We start from the raw sequence: 17,698 nt of genomic DNA on the forward strand, positions 1-17,698 counted from the left end.
AAAATCAATGCGAAAGCGGAATCCGGCGAGTTCCTTTGGCGGAATCAGCGGGGTTGCATTCTGCGTGTGATGCCGGTCCGATCCCCCGGTTTCTCGCCTCGATGTGCACACCGATGCGGAAGTAAAAGCAAATCGCGAATCGAGGCCGCGCTCCTGCGCTGGAAACGTCGAACCGGCTTTATCTCGGCGTTTTCGGGCATCGGAGCCGCGGGCGGTAGCCCTGTTCCCGCGTATCACGCGGGTCTGGCGTGTGAGGATGCATTCGGGCTCGGAATGAGATCGCCCCCGGTATTGCGATGGATCTCCGCTGGAACGTCTTTCCGCACCAGAAAGTGATGTTGCCGGTCCGGGCCGGTCTTTTCCGCCCGGTTGGCGATGCCGGTGCGATTCGGGGTTGGGGGCGGGCGGCTTCGGGTGCCCGGCTAAGGTCCGGGGTGAATCGGGTGCCTGTACCGGAGGTGGGAGTTGTCGGGGAACCGTCCGAGTGCGCAGGAGCTGGCCGCAGCGGAGGGGGCGAGGATCCCGGACGTCCTCTCCCCCGGTCTGCGCGTGCTGTTCTGCGGGATCAACCCCGGATTGTGGTCGGGTGCGACCGGGCACCACTTCGCCCGCCCGGGCAACCGGTTCTGGCCGGCGCTGCACGCTTCCGGGTTCACGCCGCGGCTGCTGGCGCCCCACGAGCAGGACGAGTTGCCGGGTTTAGGCCTGGGAATCACGAATTTCGTGGCGCGGGCCAGTGCGCGTGCCGCCGAGTTGTCCGATGACGAGCTGCGCGCCGGTGGCGTGGCGCTGGCGGCGAAGGTGCGGCAGTACCGCCCGCAGTGGGTGGCGGTGGTGGGGATCACCGCCTACCGGGTGGCTTTCGGTGAGCGGCGGGCGACGGTGGGCCGTCAGGACCGGCTGATCGAGGGCGCGCAGGTGTGGGTGCTGCCCAATCCCAGCGGTCTCAACGCGCATTGGACAGCGGGCACGCTGGCCGCGGAGTTCCGGCAGTTGCGGCAGGCTGCGCTGCCCGAGCCGCCGGCCGATCGCAGCGACCGCGAAACGGCCCGCTAGGCGACGTGCGCGGGGCGGTGGCCCGCATCCGCGCGGTGCGGGCCCGCCTTCCCCCGCGGATCAGTTCAGAACAGGCCGGGCTCGATGCTGCCCATTCCTTCGAGCAAGCGCATCGCCATCGGTTTGGCGGGCACGATCTCGGCCGCTTCGAAGCGGGAGATCTCGGACTCGGGGACGCCGGTGGCGTCGGACAGCCTGGTCTTCGTCCAGCCCTGCTCGGTGCGGATGAGGGTCACCAGCCGCACCAGGTCTTCGGTGTCGTGGGGGTGTTCGGTTTCCTGCTCGACCTGCGCTGGGCGGTCGCCGCCATCTGGCATGGATGTTTCTCCTCGTCGTTGGTGCCCGCGCCGGCCGGCGGGCGGCTGCGGACACGCTACCGGAGTGGATCTTTCTGTCTCCGTCCGTAGGTTCGGCGGCGCCGTGATCGCGGGCCGGGTTGTTCCGGTGTGGACGATCAGCGGAGCCTGGTAGGTGTTTGCGCTGGTGGAACGCCGATTCCGCTATTCGCGCCACGCCTGGTGGAGCAGTCGGTAGCGCTGAATGGCCGATTCAGCACTGGGCGTGATCGCCGGGGAGAGCTAGGGAACACGGGGGTGTGCTTTATCTGTCCGTTACCGGTAGGGTCTGATCGGCTGGATCGGGAAGACCCCGTTCCGGTGACACTGGCCGTTTGCTCCCTCGCAGAGTCGATACGGATGACTATTCAAGACGACATTGCTCGACCGTGGTTCCAGCCGGCGCTCCCGACGGCGGCCCAGCAGGCGCCGCGTCCCGACGCCGGGCCGCCGACAACTCGCATCGTCGGTCAGCTGCCGTTGGACGAGGTGATCGTTCCCACTCGACCGGTTCCCCCACCCACGATGGCCGACGCGCCGGAGCGGGTGGAGGTCACCCAGCCCTACATTCCCGCGATCCGCGATGAGCAGCCCGAGTTCGCCAAGCGGCTCAACCCCGATCCCCCGGCGGCCTCGCCGGTGTTGACGGGGCCGCAGCCGGCAGTCGCGCCGCCGCAGCCCAAGCCCGCCTCGCGGCCCGCCGCGAAGGCACCGGCGGCTCCGGCGAAGAAGCGCAGCCTGGTGCGGCGCGTGGTGCGGCGGATCATCGGACCGGACCTGTTGCGCAAGGACCCGCCGAAGAAGCGGCGCTGACCCCGAGCGTCAACAGCGGTGGCCTCGGCCCTGGCGCAGACCTGCATCCTGCGCCGGGACCGGGGCCACTGTCATTCCCACTGCCCGTTCTGCCCGGCCGGTCGTCTGAGTTGATCGGGTTCGGGTAGGGTGCCAGGCATGCGTTCCTGATCTCGTCCTTCCCCGCGTCCGAGGCGTGCTGCCCGGCGGGGTGCTGCGCGTTGACGGGTCGGGTTCATGTTCTGTCGTTTTTCCGGGCGCGCCTCTGCTGGGGCGCGCGGGCCTCCTCCTCGACGGGTGATCGCTGGTTGAGCATCCCGTTGATGGAGGAGGACGACGATGATCGATACCCGTCTTGCCGGTCGGACCGTGCTGGTCACCGGAGGTTCGGGGAATGTCGGTGCGGCGATCAGCCGGGCGTTCGCCGCTGAAGGCGCGCGCGTGGCGGTCCACTACCTCGCACAGGACACCCCCGCGCCCGAGCACGTCGAGTGGGCGCACATCACGCCCGCGAGCTCGGCGGCCACCGAGCTCGCCGCCGAGCTCGGCAACGGTTCTTTCGCCGTGAGCGAGGATCTGGCCGAACCGGAGGGGCCGCGGCGGCTGGTGCGGGCGGTGGTGGAGCAGGCCGGTTCGGTGGACGTGCTGGTCAACAACGCCGCGCACTGCGAGCTGCCGGACTCGGTCGATTCGCTGACCGCCGGGTCGCTGGAGCGGCACTACCGGGTCAACGCCATCGCTCCGGCGGTGCTGATCACCGAAGCGGTGCGCTCGCGGCGCGAGAGCGGGCAGTTGTCGGTCGTCAACATCACCACGGACGCCGCGCGGGCGTTTCCCGGTCAGACCGGCTACGGCACCTCGAAGGCGGCGCTGGAGGCGCTGACCCGGTCGATGGCGCTGGATCTGGCGGCTCGGGGCGTCCGGGTGAACGCGGTCGCGCCGGGGCCGGTGCAGACCGGGTGGATCGGTGCCGAGGAGATCGATGCGGTGACCGCGATCGTGCCGATGGGCCGGGTCGGTGAGCCCGATGACATCGCCGATGCGGTGGTGTTCCTGGCTTCGCACCAGGCGCGCTGGATCACCGGGCAGGTCCTGCAGGTCGCCGGCGGCCACGCGTTGTGACCGGGAGCCGGTCCGCGCCACCGCCGGAGAGCGGTCGCGCGGACCGGCGGGCGCGGACCCGGGTCAGGCGCGGGCGTGCCAGCGGCCGTCGGTGCGGGTGATGCGCACCGGGTGGTCGAAGCACTTGCTGATGTGGTCGGTGGTGATCACCTCGTCGACCTCGCCGGAGGCCAGGCACTGGCCGTCGCGCAGCAGCATGGCGTGGGTGGTGCTGGCGGGCAGTTCTTCGAGGTGGTGGGTGACCAGCACGGTGGCCAGCTGCGGGTGTTCGGCGCGCAGGTCGTCGAGGCTGGTCAGCAGTTGTTCGCGGGCGGCCAGGTCGAGTCCGGTGGCCGGTTCGTCGAGCAGCAGCAGGCGCGGCACGGGCATCAGGGCGCGGGCGATGAGGGTGCGGCCCCGCTCCCCCTGCGAGAGGGTTTCCCAGCGGGCTTGGGCTTTCTCGCTCATGCCGAGGGTGCTGATCAGCCGGTCGGCCTGGTCGGCCTGCTGCTGGGTCGGTTGCCAGCGCGGGACGAGTTCGGTGGTGTTGGTGACTCCGGTGAGCACGACGTCGCGGACCCGCAGCGGGCTGCGCAGGGGGTGGCGGGGGTTGATGTGGCCGACGTAGGAGCGCAGTTGGCGCATGTCGACGCGGCCGAGCCGGTGGCCGAGGACGGTGACGCTGCCGCGGGTGGGGTGGTTGATGGCGCCGAGCAGGTTGAGCAGGGTGGTCTTGCCCGCGCCGTTGGCGCCCAGCAGCGCCCAGTGCTGGCCGGGGTGGACCTGCAGCGACACCGAGCGCAGCAGGTGGTTGCCGTCGCGGACGACGTCGACGTCGTCGGCGTGCAGGACCGGGCCGGTGTCGGTGGGCCGGGAGTCGATCAAGGAAGGTGCCTTCCGGGCGGGATCGCTGCGGGTCGCGGCGCGCGAGGGGTGGCTGCGCGCAACGGCTCCGGTGCAGGCGGACAGGCGGTGTTCGGACTGTAACAACTGATCGCGGCGGCTCTCGCGATGTGGGTTGGTTTGCGGTGGTGCGGGCCGTGCTGACTACGCTGGCGGCGCAAGAACCACACATTTCGCATCGAGGGATTCATGCCGCCACCTTCCGCGCACCCCGGCTCGCCGACGCTGGCCGACAGCGTGCGACTGGCCGAGGACGGAGTGCACATCCTGGACCGCAGGGTGTTCCCGTTCGAGCACCGCTGGGTGCACGCCCGAACCGTTGAAGAGGTCGCCGTCGCGATCGAGGACATGGTGACCCAGTCCTCGGGCCCGTACTTCGCGGTGCTGTGGGGCATGGTGCTGGCGGCCCGCGAGTCCGCGGGCGCCGATCCCGACACCGCGCGGGCGCGGCTGCGCGCCGCCGGTGACCGGCTGATCGCCACCCGCCCCACCAACGACCAGCCGCGCAAGGCCGTGGAGTGGGTCATGTCGGCGGTGGCCGAGGGCGGTGATGACGTGGCCGCCGCGGCGCTGGCGGGTGCGCAGGCCGGTGACGCCGATTACCGGCGCCGCAGCCGGGAGATGGGCCGTGCCGGTGCGCGGCTGCTGCCGCAGGGCGCCCGGGTTCTGACGCACTGCTGGGGTGATCTGTACCTGGTGGGTCTGGTGGAGGCGGCGCTGGAGGCGGGTTTGAAGCCGTCGTTCGTGTGCACCGAGACCCGCCCGTACCTGCAGGGCGCGCGGTTGACCTCGCACACGCTGGCCGAGATGGGTGTGGAGACCACGCTGGTCACCGATGCGATGCCGGCGTCGCTGATGCGCGCCGGGGAGATCGATGCGCTGGTGACCGCCAGCGACCGGGTCACCATGGACGGGCACGTGATCAACAAGGTGGGCACGTTGCAGCACGCGGTGGCCGCGCAGGCCTTCGGGGTGCCCTTCCACGCCTTGTGCCACGCCCCGGATCCGCACTCGGCGACCGGCGCGGACGTGCCGATCGAGTACCGCGACGGCGACGAGGTGCTGCACACGCTGGGGCGGCGCAGCGCCACGGATCTGGTCCGCGGGCTCTACCCGGCGTTCGACGTGACCGATCCGCAGTTCGTGACCACGGTGGTGACCGATCGCGGGGCGTTCACCCCGGAGCGGTTGCCGGAGTACTTCGGGGAGGAATCGCGGTGAGCGTGCGGGTTGCGGCCCGGTGGGTCGTGCTGGACATCGAGGGCACGCTGACGGCCACCAGCCAGGTGCACGTGGTGCTCTATGACTACGCGCGGCCGCGGTTGGGCCCGTGGATCGACGAGCACGGCTCCGATCCGGTTGTCGCCGAGGCGGTGGAGCAGGTCAAGGCCGAGGCGGGCCTGGATTCCGGTGCCGGTACCGGTGAGGTGGTGGCGGTGCTGCACTCCTGGATGGATGCCGACCGCAAGGCCACGCCGCTGAAGACGTTGCAGGGGCTGATCTGGTCGGACGGCTACGCGCGGGGCGAGTTGCGCACCGACTACTTCCCGGACGTGGTCCCGGCGTTGCGGGACTGGCGGGGCAGGGGCGCGCGGTTGGCGGTGTTCTCCTCGGGTTCGGTGGCCGCGCAGGTCGCGTCGTTCTCCAACACCACCGCGGGTGATCTGCGGGAGCTCTTCGCCGGTCATTTCGACACGGTCAACGCCGGGCCGAAGCGGGAGCGCCCGTCCTACGAGGCGATCGCCGGGCAGCTGGGTGCGGTGCCGGGTGAGGTCGTGTTCTTCTCCGACGTGCCCGCCGAGCTGGATGCCGCGGCGGCGGCGGGCTGGCTGACGGTGGGGCTGGCGCGGGACGGGGAACCGTTCGCCGACGCCGATTTCGGGGCGCACCCGGTGGTGGCGGGTTTCGACGAGGTGGAGCTTGAGGTGATCGTGTGAGCGGCGAGCTGGAGCGGGCCGGGGCGGCGCTGGCCGCGGAGTCGGCGCGGATGGCGGGGCTGGGCTGGATGCGCGGCACGTCGGGGAACCTGTCGGTGACGTTGGGGCGCGCACCGCTGCGACTGGCGGTGACGGCAAGCGGCCTGGACAAGGGCGAGCTGACCGCCTCGGACGTGGTGGTGGTCGACGAGGCGGGCGCGGCGGTGCCCGACCAGCCGAACCCGGATCAGCGGCCCTCGGCCGAGGCCGGGCTGCACGCGCGGATCGCGGCGGTGGCCGGTGCGGGTGCGGTGGTGCACGTGCACATGCTTTCGGCGGTGGTCGCCGGGCAGCGCTGGCCGGAGGGCGTGGTGCTGCGCGATCTGGAGATGCTCAAGGGCCTGGGGCGCCGCGACGACGATGTGATGACGGTGCCGGTGGTGCCCAACAGCCAGGACATGCGGGTGCTGGGTGATGCCTTCGAGGCCTCCTTCGACGCCGCGACGCCTGCGGTGGTCGTGGCCCGCCACGGGGTGTACGTGTGGGGGCGGGATCTGGTGCAGGCCCGGCACCGCACCGAGTGCTTGGACTGGTTGTTCCGGTTCACCTTGGCCGCGAACGGAATTCAGGAGGGTGTGGCATGACGTTGCTGACCGTGTGGCCCGACACCGACCCCGGCACCGTGGAGGTGCGCACGGAGGATCCGGTCGAGATCGCCGCGCTGCTCAAGCGGTTCGGGGTGCGCTTCGAGCGCTGGGAGCTCAAGGAGCTGCCCGAGGGGGCGAGTTCGGAGCAGGTGCTGGAGGCCTACCGCGCGGAGGTCGACCGGGTCATCGATGCCGAGGGCTACATCAAGGTCGACGCGGCGGTGATGGCGCCGCGCGATGACGATCCGCAGTGGGCCGAGCAGGCCAAGGCGGCTCGGGAGAAGTTCCTCTCCGAGCACACCCACGACGATGACGAGGACCGGTTCTTCGCCCGCGGTGCGGGGGTGTTCTACCTGCACCTGGAGGACAAGGTCTACGGGGTGCTGTGCGAGGCGGGTGATCTGCTGAGTGTGCCGGCCAACACCACGCACTGGTTCGACATGGGGGTGCGCCCGGACTTCGTGGCGATCCGCTTCTTCCACGACGAGGACGGCTGGGTGGGCGATTTCTGCGACACCGACACCGCCGAGCGGTTCCCGTCCTTCGACGAGCTGATGGCCTCGCGCTGATCATCACCGGGCGCCGGGTGCGGACCTCGTCCGCGCCCGGCGTTCGTGTTCCCGGCCTCGCCCGCGGGCGATCACCGGTTTTCCCGGTTTTCCCGCCGAATGTCGTAGGGATGATCAACAATCTCCTGGCATGGGATGGATCGGGATCGCCACGGGCCACGAGATCACCGTCGAGGGCGCGCTGCGTCCGGTGCTGGCCTGCCGGACGGCTGCGGGCCGCGTGCTGGCGAAGGTGCCGGCCAACGTCAAGAAGGACCCGGCCGCGGTGCGGCTCGCCGCCCTCTGCGACCGGGTCGGCGAGCACGCGCGGGCCGTGCACGACCAGGTCGAGTCCTGGATGGTGCGGTCCCTGCCCGTCCCGGCCGCGGTGCTGGCGGCCGTGTGGGACGACCCGGTGTGGCGCGAGACGCTCACCGACCTGGTCATCGCCCCGATCCTCGACGGCACGCCCGACCTCGGCCGCTGCGCGCTCCTGCGTGAGGGTGCGTGGGCGGGCGCCGACGCCTTCGCGATCCCGCACCCGCTGCTGCTCGGCGAGGAGCTGCCCGGCTGGCGGGCGCGCGATCTCGGTCAGGTCGTCGAGCAGGTGGACCGCGAGGTGTGGAGGCGTCCGGCGAGCATGGACCGCGCGTTCGGCGTGGTCGACACCTTCGGATACCTGGACGCCCAGTACGAGAGCGGCGCCGCGTTCGAGCGCCGCGTGCACGAGCTGGGCGGGCGCCTCAAGCGGGACAGGGCGCGGTTCACCGTGCATGCGCCCGAGCCGCTCGGCATCGAGATCGACGTGGACTGGAGCGGGCCGATGAGCCCGGCCTACATGGCGTGGCTGAGCTTCACCTCGGACGGCCGGGAGATCGGCGACATCGCCTGGTCCGAGGGCATCCGCATACTCATGGGCTTGTACGCCAAGCGCACCGTGGACGACGCGGAACCGGCGATGGAACCGGCCGAGGCCTACGCCCGCTACTGCGAGGTCCACCAGGGCGAGCCCGGCACCGTGCAGACCTCCGGCATCACCGCCCCGACCCGCGCCGTGCTGCTGCGTGCCGGTGCGGTCATGCCGGGCGCGGCTGCCGGCTCCGAGGAGGACACCTGCGTCGCGGTCCGCTACGAGCACCCCGTCCTGGACGAGCCGGTCATCGAACTCCTCCGTCGCGCGGCGGTCAACGGCGACAAGGCCGAGAAGTCGCTGCACGGCCTGGCCCCGGTGGCGGAGACCGACGTCGGCACCGTGCACGCGGGCCCGCTGGGCTTCCTCGCCTCGGCCCTGCACGCGCACCCGGCGCACCGCACCCACATCCTGGCCGCGCACACCGACCTGCAGGCCGCCCGCGGTCTGGCTGCCCGCAGGCCCGGCTTCGCGCGCACCGCGCTGAGCCGTACCGGTGAGGCCTTGGAAACCCGCGCGCCCGAGCTGCTGCCGCTGTTCTACGAGGAGTGCGCGCTGATCCTGGCCGCTGTGGGCAGCGACCGCTTCGCCGCCGCGTTCTTCGAAAAAGCCCGCGCGGCCGAGGAAACGCGCGCACTGCTGGTCGACGAGACCGCGCTCATCGCGGCGCACCTGACCGCGGGAGCGGACGTCGCGGCAACGGCCACGCTCAAGAAGCACCGCAAGCGTCTCGGGGCCCGTCATCCGGAGCCCGACGCGTACCGCTGGCAACGCAGCCTGCTCACCGCGTGGTGCGAGGAAGTCCCCGACGGCGCGGACGGTGCGCTGGTCCTGGCCGAGGGCTGGGCGGCGCTGGCTAAGGCCGCCGGGCACGCACTCGGCGGGCCCGAGGACGAACGCGCCGTGCGGGCCTTGCTGGCCAGCGGCTGCATGCAGTCGGCACCGCAGGCCCTCTGGAAGTTCGTCCTCCCGCTGCTCGGCGCGATGACGCGGGCGGATGCGGGCATCGGCCGCGCACTGCTCGGCATCCTGCCACTGCCCGCCAAGGACACCCCCAAGGCCAAGAGCGCGGCGGTGTCGCTCCTGCTCGCCAACCTCGCGGGCGCGGGCATGAGCACCCCGTTCACCACCTCCCCCGGGCTGGCGGGAACAGCTGTGCAGGAGTGGCTGGGCCGTTTCCTGAAGCTGTACGCAGGGCTCGCGCTGCCCGTCGCCGGTCTGGGCGATCTCCTGCACGACGCTGGTGCGCGGCTGCGGGCGGAGGGCCTCACCTGCGGCGACCACGAGGCGGTGCTGGGCGTGGACGAGGACGAGGTCAACCGCTGGGAGGAGACCGCCGCCGACCTCCCGCTGCTCGATCTCCTCCTGGAGCGCGGCGTGCCGCTCGCCCGGCCCCGGCTGCTGCACACGTTCAAGCTGTACGACCGGCTGGCGGCCGGAGTGGGCACCGATCTGGCCGCCGTCGCCGCCGACCCGGACTGGGCCGCGGTGTTGCGCGACGCGGTCGTGGGCAACGTGACCAACCAGCTCAACGTGACCGAGCCCGCCGTGGCGAAGCAGACCGCTCCGGAGACCGTGCGGGCTCTGACCGCGACACCGGGAACGGCGCGGATCGTCGCCGAGATCCTGGCCGAGCACGCCCAGCGGGTCCCGCACCAAGGACTTCCCGACGCGCACGCCGCGTTGTGCGACGCCGAGCGGTTCACCGTCCCCGGAGTCCCGGCTCTCCTGCTGGAGAGCGTCCGGACGATCGCGACCGGGACGGACCCGGCCCGCGCGCTGGCCGCCACGCTCAGCGGCGGTGTCCTCGACGAACTGGAGTTGCCCGCCTTCGTTCCCGGCCACGTCAGCACCATCACCGACTACCTGGAGGAGAGCGGCACCGATCTGCTGCTGATCGAGGCCGGCCGGCTCTGGGAGCACAAGTTCCGCGCCTCGGTGGTCACCCCGGACGGAGTCGGCCCGTCCCACGGCTTCGGCACCTACGAGTACGTCTCGAGCCGGTCCCACGAGCGCACCGAGGCGCGTGACCTCTACGACCGCTGCCTGATCGCCGTGAACGGCCGGGTGACCGTGCTCGATCACGGCGGCCCGCACTGCCCGCACGGCAGCGCGCACCCCGCCGCTGGTCGCGTCGTAGCGGCCGACGGCGAACGTGTCGTCTTCCCCGGTGGTGCCGAGGCCACCGTGTGGCGCGGCCGGGGCCGGGTCATCGAGCTGCGGGACCCGGCCGGGCGGAGCATCGGCCGCTACGTCCGCGGCTGGGGCCGGGTGCCCGAGCACGACGGTGCCGAGAACATCGGCACGGTCGAGCACCACCGCTACGCCTCCGGGACCCGGCTGGTCGCTCCTCCCGGCTGGTGGTCGGCGATGCGGCCGCGCGACCCCGAAGGTTCCAGGGCGCTGCGCGCCGTGGACGAGGAGAAGGCGCAGGCCCTCATCGACGTCGCCGATGCCGCTCTCGCCGCCGAGCTCATGCGGGTGCTCGATCCCGACAGCGGATTCCGGGAGCAGGACGCCGTCCGCGACGAGCTGGCGGGACGGCTCCGGCCGCTCCTGCCGGAGATCACCGACGAGTCGTTGTGGAAGGGCGTGACGTTCCTGGTGTGGACGGCCGTCGAATGCCGCGAGCGCGCGTTGGCCCTCCTGCAACGCCTGGCGTTGACCCCGCCGCCGCACCTGCGCCCGGCGCCTGCCTCCGCCACGCCCGCTGTCGCGTCCGGCAAGCCCGCGGAACCGGAGGACCCGGGGCCGGAGTCGGCGTACGAGAGGATCGTCCACTTCACCCGCGCCGCCGTCGACGTGCCCTACGACAAGAAGATCGCGACGTTCAACTCCGCGGCCGTCGAGGGAGTCGAGAACGCGCTGGGCCGTCTCGGCGCCGCCGTCCTGGATGCCGCGTGGGGCAACACCGGTGGGCGCGCGCGGCTGCTGAAGCTGGCGGCGGTCCCCGATCTGCTCCGCACCGACGGCACCTGGCACGTCGCCCGGCTGCGCCCGGAGTACGAGCTCGGGCAGATCCACTCCGGCCGCGGCCCCATCGCCAGCGCCGCCGTCGCCGACTACGAGGAGGTGGGCAACGGCTACGCGGTCACGGCGCTGCTGCACACCCCGGGCGGCCCCGACCCGCTGCTGTTCACCCGCAACCGCGTCGTCGAGCTGCGGACCTGCCGCGGCTGGGGCGATCCGGGCCGGCTCCGGCGGGCGCTGGAGCTGATCGCCGAGAACGGTCGGCCACCCGTGGACCGGGAGGCGACCGCGCGGGCGTTCGCCGAGGCCACCGGCCTGTCACCGGCTCAGTGCCTGATCCTGCTGTCCGGCTCGGCCCGCACCCTGTCCTGGCCGCAAGGCTGGGCGCAGGGCCGCGTGGCCGCCCTCCGCACGGGCGACGGCGCCTGCGCGCCCGGTCTGACCGAGTCCGGACTGCGCATCGCTGCGCTGTCGCTGGAGGCGATGAGCAGCCTCGATGAGGCCGTCGAGGTCGGCGAGCTGCTCATGCCCGAGGATCCCGCCGATCTCTGGCGCACGGGCCCCGACCTGGACCGGGCGGTCGCGTACTGGACGCAACGCCACCCGAGGCTCACCCCGCTCACCGCTGAGCAGTGGGTCGCCCTCGCCTCCGGTGCCGAGGACGTCCTGGTGGCGCTGGTCGCCCTGCTCGGCCAGCGCCGGTCCGCACCGCCGCTGGGGCACATCGCCCGTGCTGCCGGGCTGCTGGCCGACCGGCTGCCCGAGGGCCACCCCGCCCGGGCAACCGCTGCTGCCCGCCTGCGCGACCTGCACGAACACCTCTCCGGCCCGGAGACGATCCTGCCCATCGCCACCGGGGTCACCTCGGTCACCTCCCTGGAGCGAGCCGCCGGGGCAACCGCGGCGCACCTGCCGGGCAGCAGGCTCGCCATCGGCGACGCTCTGGTCCTGGAGCCCGCTGGAGACGGCTACCGCGTCCACCTCCGCCCGTCCCGCTGGCCGGACCTGGCGGCCCTGGCTCCGGCCCTGCGCGGCGGTGGCGCCACCGATGTCGCGCTGGTCGTGTAGGATCTGCGCTTCCTGAGCTCGTCGGAGTCACTGGAGGCCGCCGCGCGGCTGGAATGACGGTCGCAGCCGGGTATTTCGGCCGGGCAGCGGCTCCTCACGGCGCTGGAGTGCTGCCGGTGACCGCCTGCTGGCGAGTACCGCGCAGCCGTGCGCGGTACTCGCCCGGGGGTATGCCCCGGGCGCGCCGGAAGGCCCGGCTGAACGCGTGCGGAGAGGCGTAGCCGACCGCGCCGGAGATCGACTCGACCGGCTCGTCGGTGTCGCGAAGCCGGACCGAGGCCAGGTCCATGCGCCACTGCGTCAGGTACGCACCCGGGGTCTGTCCGAGGGCGGACCGGAAGTGCCTGGACAGCGTCGTGCGGGAGACCGCCGTCGCGGCCGCCAGCGACTCGGTGCTCCAGGGGTGTTCGGGTCGGGCGTGCAGGCATGCCAGGGCGTCGCGCACGACCGGATCGCGCATCGCGCCCAGCCACGAGCCGGGCTGCTTCCCGGGGTGGCGGGCCAGCCAGACGCGTACGAACTGGATGAGCAGGAGGTCGACGATGCTGTTGACCGCGGCGGTGGTGCCGATCTGAGGTCGTGCGAGCTCGGCCACGAGAAGCTCGACGGTCTTGCTGAGCTGTGCGTTCTCCCCGCTGGTGATGTGCATCGGCCCACCGTGGGAGGTGAGCACCGGTGTGCTCACCTCCGGGTCCTGCTCGTAGCGCAGGACGAGCACTTCCGTCTGCCCTGGCGTCGAGCCCAGGTGCACGGCGCTGCCGTCGGTGAGGGCTTGGGCCGTCGCCTTCCGGTCGCAGGGGCCCATCGCCGCACCGGGCCCGCCGGCTATCCCGTGGGCGGTGCCCGGCGACAGCAGGACGGCGTCTCCTGCCCGGACCCGCAGGGGTTCCGCGCCTGGGAGGTGGAGCCACATCGTGCCGCGGGAGACCACGTGCAGTGCCGCTGCCGGGTGGGGGTCCAGCCACAGGCCCCAGGCTCCGCCGGCCTTCAGCACGACCCCGAGCGCTCCTCGCGCACCCGATACGCGCAAAGCCTCCGCGAGTACGTCCATCGTCGTATCCTCACCGACGGGCATCAGGCCACGTCAAGGACGATCTTTCCGCGCACCTCCCGCGCGAACAGCGCTTGGACGGCCTCGCCCACGTCCTGCCAGCGGCCTCGCAGCCCGACCGGTGCCGAGAGCCTCCCGGCGGCCATGAGGCCCAGCAGGTCCGTCAGCTCCCCGCTGGTCGGCGTCATGTCGCCGTAGGTGGCGATGCTGCGGGGTTCACCGAAGCCGAACAAGGTCCCTGACGGGAACGTGGTGTCCTGCCCCGAGGAATAGCCGACGACATGGAGGGTGCCGCCCTCGGCGAGGCGACTCCAGGCCTGCGCCAGCAGCGGCCCGCCGACGGTGTCCAGGACGAGGTCGAACCGGTCCTCGGTGGTGGCCAGGTCGGTCAGGACCTTGTCGGCCCCGAGTTCGCGGAGTCCAGCGGCCCGTTCCGGCGCACCCACGAGTGCCGTCACCCGGGCGCCCGCCAGCGCCGCCAACTGGACGGCGAAGTGCCCCACGCCCCCGCTGGCGCCGGTGATCAGTACGTTGCGCGCCAGCAGGGAACGCTTGCGCAGCACCCGCAGCGCGGTGACCCCGGCGATCCCCAGCGCGGCACCGTCGGCCAGGTCCACGCCCTCGGGGACGGTGCCCAGCGAGGCGGGGCTGACTGCCACCCGCTGCGCCCACGCGTGGGAAGACATCCCCACCGCGACGCGCGTGCCTTCGGGCGGGCCCGACCCGTCGGCTGCGGCGCGCACCACGACCCCGGCCGCGTCGTGACCGTGCACAGCACCGGCCGGCCACTGGTGCACGTAGTTCAGCTCTCCGAAGTTGAGACCGATGTGCCGGACTTCGACCAGCGCCTCGTCGCTGGCGGGCACGGGCTCATCGACGTCGGCGAACCGGACGGGTCCGGCCTGGCCGTGATCGACCACGAGGGCGCGCATGGGTGTGCTTCCTTCTGTCGTGGATGCGCCTGAACATTCGGCGCGGCATCGGGCGGAGTGCGCGGAATGCCGCACTGCCGTCTGCTTTGAAAGCTTACGCAGGACCAGCACGGCGACCAGCCCCGTGAGAGGCGATCAGTTGACGATCTGTATCAGTGCGGCGCGTGGCCCGGTGAGCCCGGAGGCGTTCGGGTGCAAGCGTCCGCGCTCGGCGTCCCGAGTGGACGCTCAGCGGTGGTTGCGGGTGGTGAGGTGGGCGGCGATGCCGTCGAGGTGGCGTTGCAGGCCGAATTCGAAGAGCTGGTCGAGGTCGAGGGTGATGCCGCTGGCGGCGGTGGCGGCGAGTTCGGGGTAGCGGCCGCTGCCGAGCAGGGCGTGCAGTTCGTCCTGGTCGGTGTTGTGGCGTTGCCGGAGGGTGAGGCCGGTTTCCTGGGTGTACTCGCGTTCCATGGCGTGGCTCATGGCGATGCCGCCGACGAAGCCGTTGACGCTGACGGCGATGTGCAGGGCGGTGCTGCGGGGCAGGCCGAGGCCGTTCAGGGCGGTGAGCTGCCATTCGAGGTGGTCGACGCCGGTGGGCAGCAGGGGCGGCTGGGCCAGCGAGGTCAGGACGGTGGGTGCCAGCCAGGGGTGGCGGCGGTAGGTGGCCCAGTGCTGGCGGGCGAGTTTTTCCAGGCTGCGGCGCCAGCTTCGGCGGCTGGGTTCGGGCAGCGGGGTTTCGGCGAGGGCGGCGTCGGCCATGAGCCGCAGGAGTTCTTCCTTGTCGGGGATGTGCCGGTATAGCGACATGGTGCCGGCGCCGAGTTCGGCGGCCACGCGGCGCATGGACACCGCGCTGCGGCCTTCGGCGTCGGCGATGGTGATGGCGGCGCGGACGATGCGCCGCTGGTCGATGTGGGTGTCGGTGGTGGTGGTGCGGGGGCTGCGGCGGCGGGGTGCGCGGTGGGTCGGGTCGGTGACGACGGTGCCGGTGCCGGTGACGGGGTGGACGAGTCCTTCGCGGCGCAGGGTGGCGAGGGCTTTGGTGGCGGTGGCCATGGCCACGCCCCATTCCTCGGTGATCTGGCGGGTGGAGGGGACGCGGTCTCCGGGGCGCAGTCGGCCGGAGTCGATGCGGGCGCGGATGTCGGCGACGATGCGCAGGTAGGGCGGTTGTGGTTCGGCGGGCATCGCGCTCCCCTTTGTCGTCGCACTAGTGCACGTGTGCCGGGAAGCGTAGCGCACCACGGAGAACACCTCCTCGCACTAGTTCACCTCCAACAAGTTCCATCGGTTTCTCGTTTTGCCGTGCCGGTTTCTCGCGTTCCTCAATACGGTGTACGCATCTGGTACGGCGTACGCGAGGAGGTTGAAGGTGAGCACGGTGGTGCAGCGGCCGGAGGTGGAGCGGTCGCCGGTGCGGTGGTGGCGGCGACCGTGGGTGGGGCCGCTGGCGTTGGTGGCGGTGATGTTCGTGGTCTACTCGCTGCCGCCGTACCTGGCGCTGGATCCCGCGCTCTCGCGGGTGCAGGTGCCCGGGGGGATGGAGGTGCACTACCCGCTTCTGGTGGGGCACGTGCTGTTCGGGACGGTGGCGATCCTGAGCTGCTGCTTCCAGGTGTGGCCGGCGTTCCGGGCGCGGTACCCGCGGGCGCACCGGCTGATCGGGCGGGCCTACGTCTTCGCCGGGGTGCTGCCCGCGGCGGTGCTGGCGGTGGCGGTGGCGGTGTTCGCGCCGTTCGGCCCGGTGGCGGTGGCCAGCAACCTGACGCTGGCGGCGGTGTGGTTCGGCTGCACCGCGGCGGGCTGGCGGGCGGGGCGGGCCCGCCGCTTCGGTGATCACCGCAAGTGGATGCTCCGCTCGTTCGTGCTGACGATCTCGACGATGACCAACCGGGTGTGGTCGCCGTTGTGGGCGATCCTGCTGGCGCCGCAGCTGCCGACGACCTTCGGCGGGAACATGGACTACTTCATCTCGACCATCGCCGGGTTGTCGACGTGGCTGGGCTGGGTCGTTCCGCTGCTGGTGTGCCAGTGGTGGCTGGACCGCCGCCCGCGGCGGGCTCGCGGCGCGACGCGGTGAACGGTGGTGTCGCCGACGCATCAGGGGGTCGCCGGCGACACCACCGCGGTTCAGGCGAGGTGGTTCTCCAGCGCCTCGGCCCCGGCTGCCGCACCACCGCTGGAGCGCACGATCCGGCGCATGTTCTCCAGGTTGGCGCGGATGCTCTCGTCGGCGGCGACGTCCTCGACGGCGGCGCGCAGCACCTCGGCGGTGACGGTCCCGGGGTCCAGGTGGCGGCCGAGGCCGAGTTCCTGGACGCGGGCGGCGTTGATGGCCTGCTCGGGCATCTGCGGCACGGCCACCAGCGGGACCGCGGCGTGCAGCGATTCCATGGTGGAGTTCATGCCGGTGTGGGAGACGAACGCGCTGGCGTGGCGCAGCACCGCAGGCTGCGGGAAGCTGGCGCGCACCTCGAAGTTGTCGGGCACCGGCCCCAGGTCACCGGCCGTCACGTCGTGGCCGATGGACATCGCGACCTGCCAGCGGCTGTCGCCGAACGCGTTCAGGCACATCCGGTAGAAGTCGGGCCGGTCGTTGAAGGCGGTGCCCAGTGCGATGTAGAGCAGCGGGGCCTGCGGGTCGCGGGGCTGCCAGGGCTGCTGGTCGCGCTCGCCCAGCAGCGGGCCGATGAAGTGGTACCGCTCGTCGAAGGTCTCGCCCGCCCGCTGGAATTCGCGCGGCAGGAACACCAGGTTCAGCTCGCCGGATTGCGGCTGGAAGGGCACCACCGGCCGCACGCCGAGTTCACCGGCGACCTGCTCGATCCGGTTGTTCATCTCGGTGAAGAGCTCGGCGGGGAATTCCTCGCCGGGTGGTGCGGCCTCCAGCATCGAGAAGTGCTCGTTGGAGGCCATGCTGGGCATCAGCACGATCGCGGGAACGCCGAGTTCTTCGGCGAGCATGCGCCCGTGAGGGGTCATCATGTCGGCGCAGACCGCATCCGGCGGGTCGGCGGCGAATCGCTGCCGCAGCACCGGGATGCTGGCGCGCAGGTCCTCGCAGAAGAAGTCCAGCATCATCCCCATGCGCTCGCTGAGCGGCCCGCGGCCGGGTTTGGGCAGTTCGGTGGGGAGTTCGACGAGTTCGGCGCCCGCGGATTTCACGGCGGGCGCCATGCCGTGGCCCACGGCGTAGCTGACCCGGTGGCCGCGGCGCAGCAGTTCGGCCACCAGCGGCAGGGTCGGGTTGACGTGCCCGGCGGCGGGCACGCTGACGAAGGCAAAATGCTTTTTCATGTTTCCTCGGGGCAATTCCTGCGATGGCGTGATCGGCAATTCCCAGTATCCGGATGGGCACGCTGCGTCGCATGTGTCATTGATCATCGTGCGGCGGCGAGGAAAGGACCTTCGGCGGATTGACTCCGGTGCCCGAGGTCCCGGCGGGAATCCGTTTTCTGGTGCCGTGGGGGAATTGCGGTGGATGCCG

Annotated in this window: 15 protein-coding genes; 9 read left to right on the forward strand and 6 right to left on the reverse strand. The window is 71.8% G+C overall.

The window, feature by feature from the left end:
* Positions 1-465 precede the first annotated feature (465 nt).
* Entirely contained in the window at positions 466-1,056 is a 591-nt protein-coding gene (mug, locus tag C4T78_RS06410) for a G/U mismatch-specific DNA glycosylase (RefSeq protein WP_093353500.1), read from the forward strand.
* Between the two features lie 65 nt (positions 1,057-1,121).
* Here mug and C4T78_RS06415 read toward each other — a convergent pair whose 3' ends face one another.
* Entirely contained in the window at positions 1,122-1,373 is a 252-nt protein-coding gene (locus C4T78_RS06415) for a helix-turn-helix domain-containing protein (RefSeq protein WP_093353502.1), read from the reverse strand.
* A gap of 378 nt (positions 1,374-1,751) precedes the next feature.
* Here C4T78_RS06415 and C4T78_RS06420 point away from each other — a divergent pair, with 378 nt between their 5' ends.
* Both C4T78_RS06420 and C4T78_RS06425 read left to right on the forward strand, forming a co-directional pair.
* Entirely contained in the window at positions 1,752-2,204 is a 453-nt protein-coding gene (locus tag C4T78_RS06420; RefSeq protein WP_170210408.1) for a hypothetical protein, read from the forward strand.
* Positions 2,205-2,522: 318 nt separating this feature from the next.
* Positions 2,523-3,305, forward strand: coding sequence for an SDR family NAD(P)-dependent oxidoreductase (locus C4T78_RS06425; protein WP_093353505.1), 783 nt, complete (start codon positions 2,523-2,525; stop codon positions 3,303-3,305).
* 63 nt (positions 3,306-3,368) lie between these two features.
* Here the strand turns inward: C4T78_RS06425 and C4T78_RS06430 are convergent, their stop codons facing one another.
* Positions 3,369-4,169: an ABC transporter ATP-binding protein gene (locus C4T78_RS06430; RefSeq protein ID WP_093353507.1), complete on the reverse strand. Its 801-nt coding sequence runs from the start codon at positions 4,167-4,169 to the stop codon at positions 3,369-3,371.
* A 207-nt stretch (positions 4,170-4,376) separates the two neighbouring features.
* Between C4T78_RS06430 and C4T78_RS06435 the strand changes: the two genes are divergently transcribed.
* The 5 genes from C4T78_RS06435 (at position 4,377) to C4T78_RS06455 (ending at position 12,246) form a co-directional block, all read left to right on the forward strand.
* Entirely contained in the window at positions 4,377-5,408 is a 1,032-nt protein-coding gene (locus tag C4T78_RS06435) for a s-methyl-5-thioribose-1-phosphate isomerase (protein WP_093353510.1), read from the forward strand.
* Entirely contained in the window at positions 5,405-6,124 is a 720-nt protein-coding gene (gene mtnC, locus C4T78_RS06440; RefSeq protein ID WP_093353512.1) for an acireductone synthase, read from the forward strand. The genes C4T78_RS06435 and mtnC overlap by 4 nt, the downstream gene beginning before the upstream one ends.
* Positions 6,121-6,747: a methylthioribulose 1-phosphate dehydratase gene (mtnB, locus tag C4T78_RS06445; RefSeq protein ID WP_093353515.1), complete on the forward strand. Its 627-nt coding sequence runs from the start codon at positions 6,121-6,123 to the stop codon at positions 6,745-6,747. Before mtnC ends, mtnB begins: the two co-directional genes overlap by 4 nt.
* Positions 6,744-7,319: a 1,2-dihydroxy-3-keto-5-methylthiopentene dioxygenase gene (locus C4T78_RS06450; RefSeq protein WP_093353518.1), complete on the forward strand. Its 576-nt coding sequence runs from the start codon at positions 6,744-6,746 to the stop codon at positions 7,317-7,319. Before mtnB ends, C4T78_RS06450 begins: the two co-directional genes overlap by 4 nt.
* Before the next feature lie 130 nt (positions 7,320-7,449).
* Complete coding sequence (locus tag C4T78_RS06455; protein WP_093353520.1) at positions 7,450-12,246, forward strand: DUF4132 domain-containing protein; 4,797 nt, start codon at positions 7,450-7,452, stop codon at positions 12,244-12,246.
* A gap of 94 nt (positions 12,247-12,340) precedes the next feature.
* Here the strand turns inward: C4T78_RS06455 and C4T78_RS06460 are convergent, their stop codons facing one another.
* The 3 genes from C4T78_RS06460 to C4T78_RS06470 form a co-directional block, all read right to left on the reverse strand.
* Complete coding sequence (locus C4T78_RS06460) at positions 12,341-13,297, reverse strand: AraC family transcriptional regulator (protein ID WP_093353522.1); 957 nt, start codon at positions 13,295-13,297, stop codon at positions 12,341-12,343.
* 23 nt (positions 13,298-13,320) lie between these two features.
* Positions 13,321-14,229 carry a zinc-binding dehydrogenase gene (locus C4T78_RS06465; protein ID WP_093353525.1) on the reverse strand — a complete coding sequence of 303 codons (909 nt, stop codon included), beginning with the start codon at positions 14,227-14,229 and terminating at the stop codon, positions 13,321-13,323.
* Positions 14,230-14,457: 228 nt separating this feature from the next.
* The gene (locus C4T78_RS06470; RefSeq protein ID WP_093353527.1) at positions 14,458-15,399 is read right to left on the reverse strand and encodes a TetR/AcrR family transcriptional regulator C-terminal domain-containing protein; all 942 of its coding nucleotides are present in this window, start codon (positions 15,397-15,399) and stop codon (positions 14,458-14,460) included.
* A 184-nt stretch (positions 15,400-15,583) separates the two neighbouring features.
* Between C4T78_RS06470 and C4T78_RS06475 the strand changes: the two genes are divergently transcribed.
* A complete protein-coding gene (locus tag C4T78_RS06475) occupies positions 15,584-16,291 on the forward strand; it encodes a DUF2306 domain-containing protein (protein WP_235863578.1) in 708 nt (235 codons plus the stop codon).
* Between the two features lie 50 nt (positions 16,292-16,341).
* Here the strand turns inward: C4T78_RS06475 and C4T78_RS06480 are convergent, their stop codons facing one another.
* Positions 16,342-17,508, reverse strand: coding sequence for a macrolide family glycosyltransferase (locus C4T78_RS06480; protein WP_093353530.1), 1,167 nt, complete (start codon positions 17,506-17,508; stop codon positions 16,342-16,344).
* Positions 17,509-17,698: the final 190 nt, after the last annotated feature.

Origin of the sequence: Saccharopolyspora kobensis (assembly GCF_900108315.1) — a bacterium.
In the GTDB taxonomy this organism is placed as follows: Bacteria; Actinomycetota; Actinomycetes; order Mycobacteriales; family Pseudonocardiaceae; genus Saccharopolyspora; species Saccharopolyspora kobensis.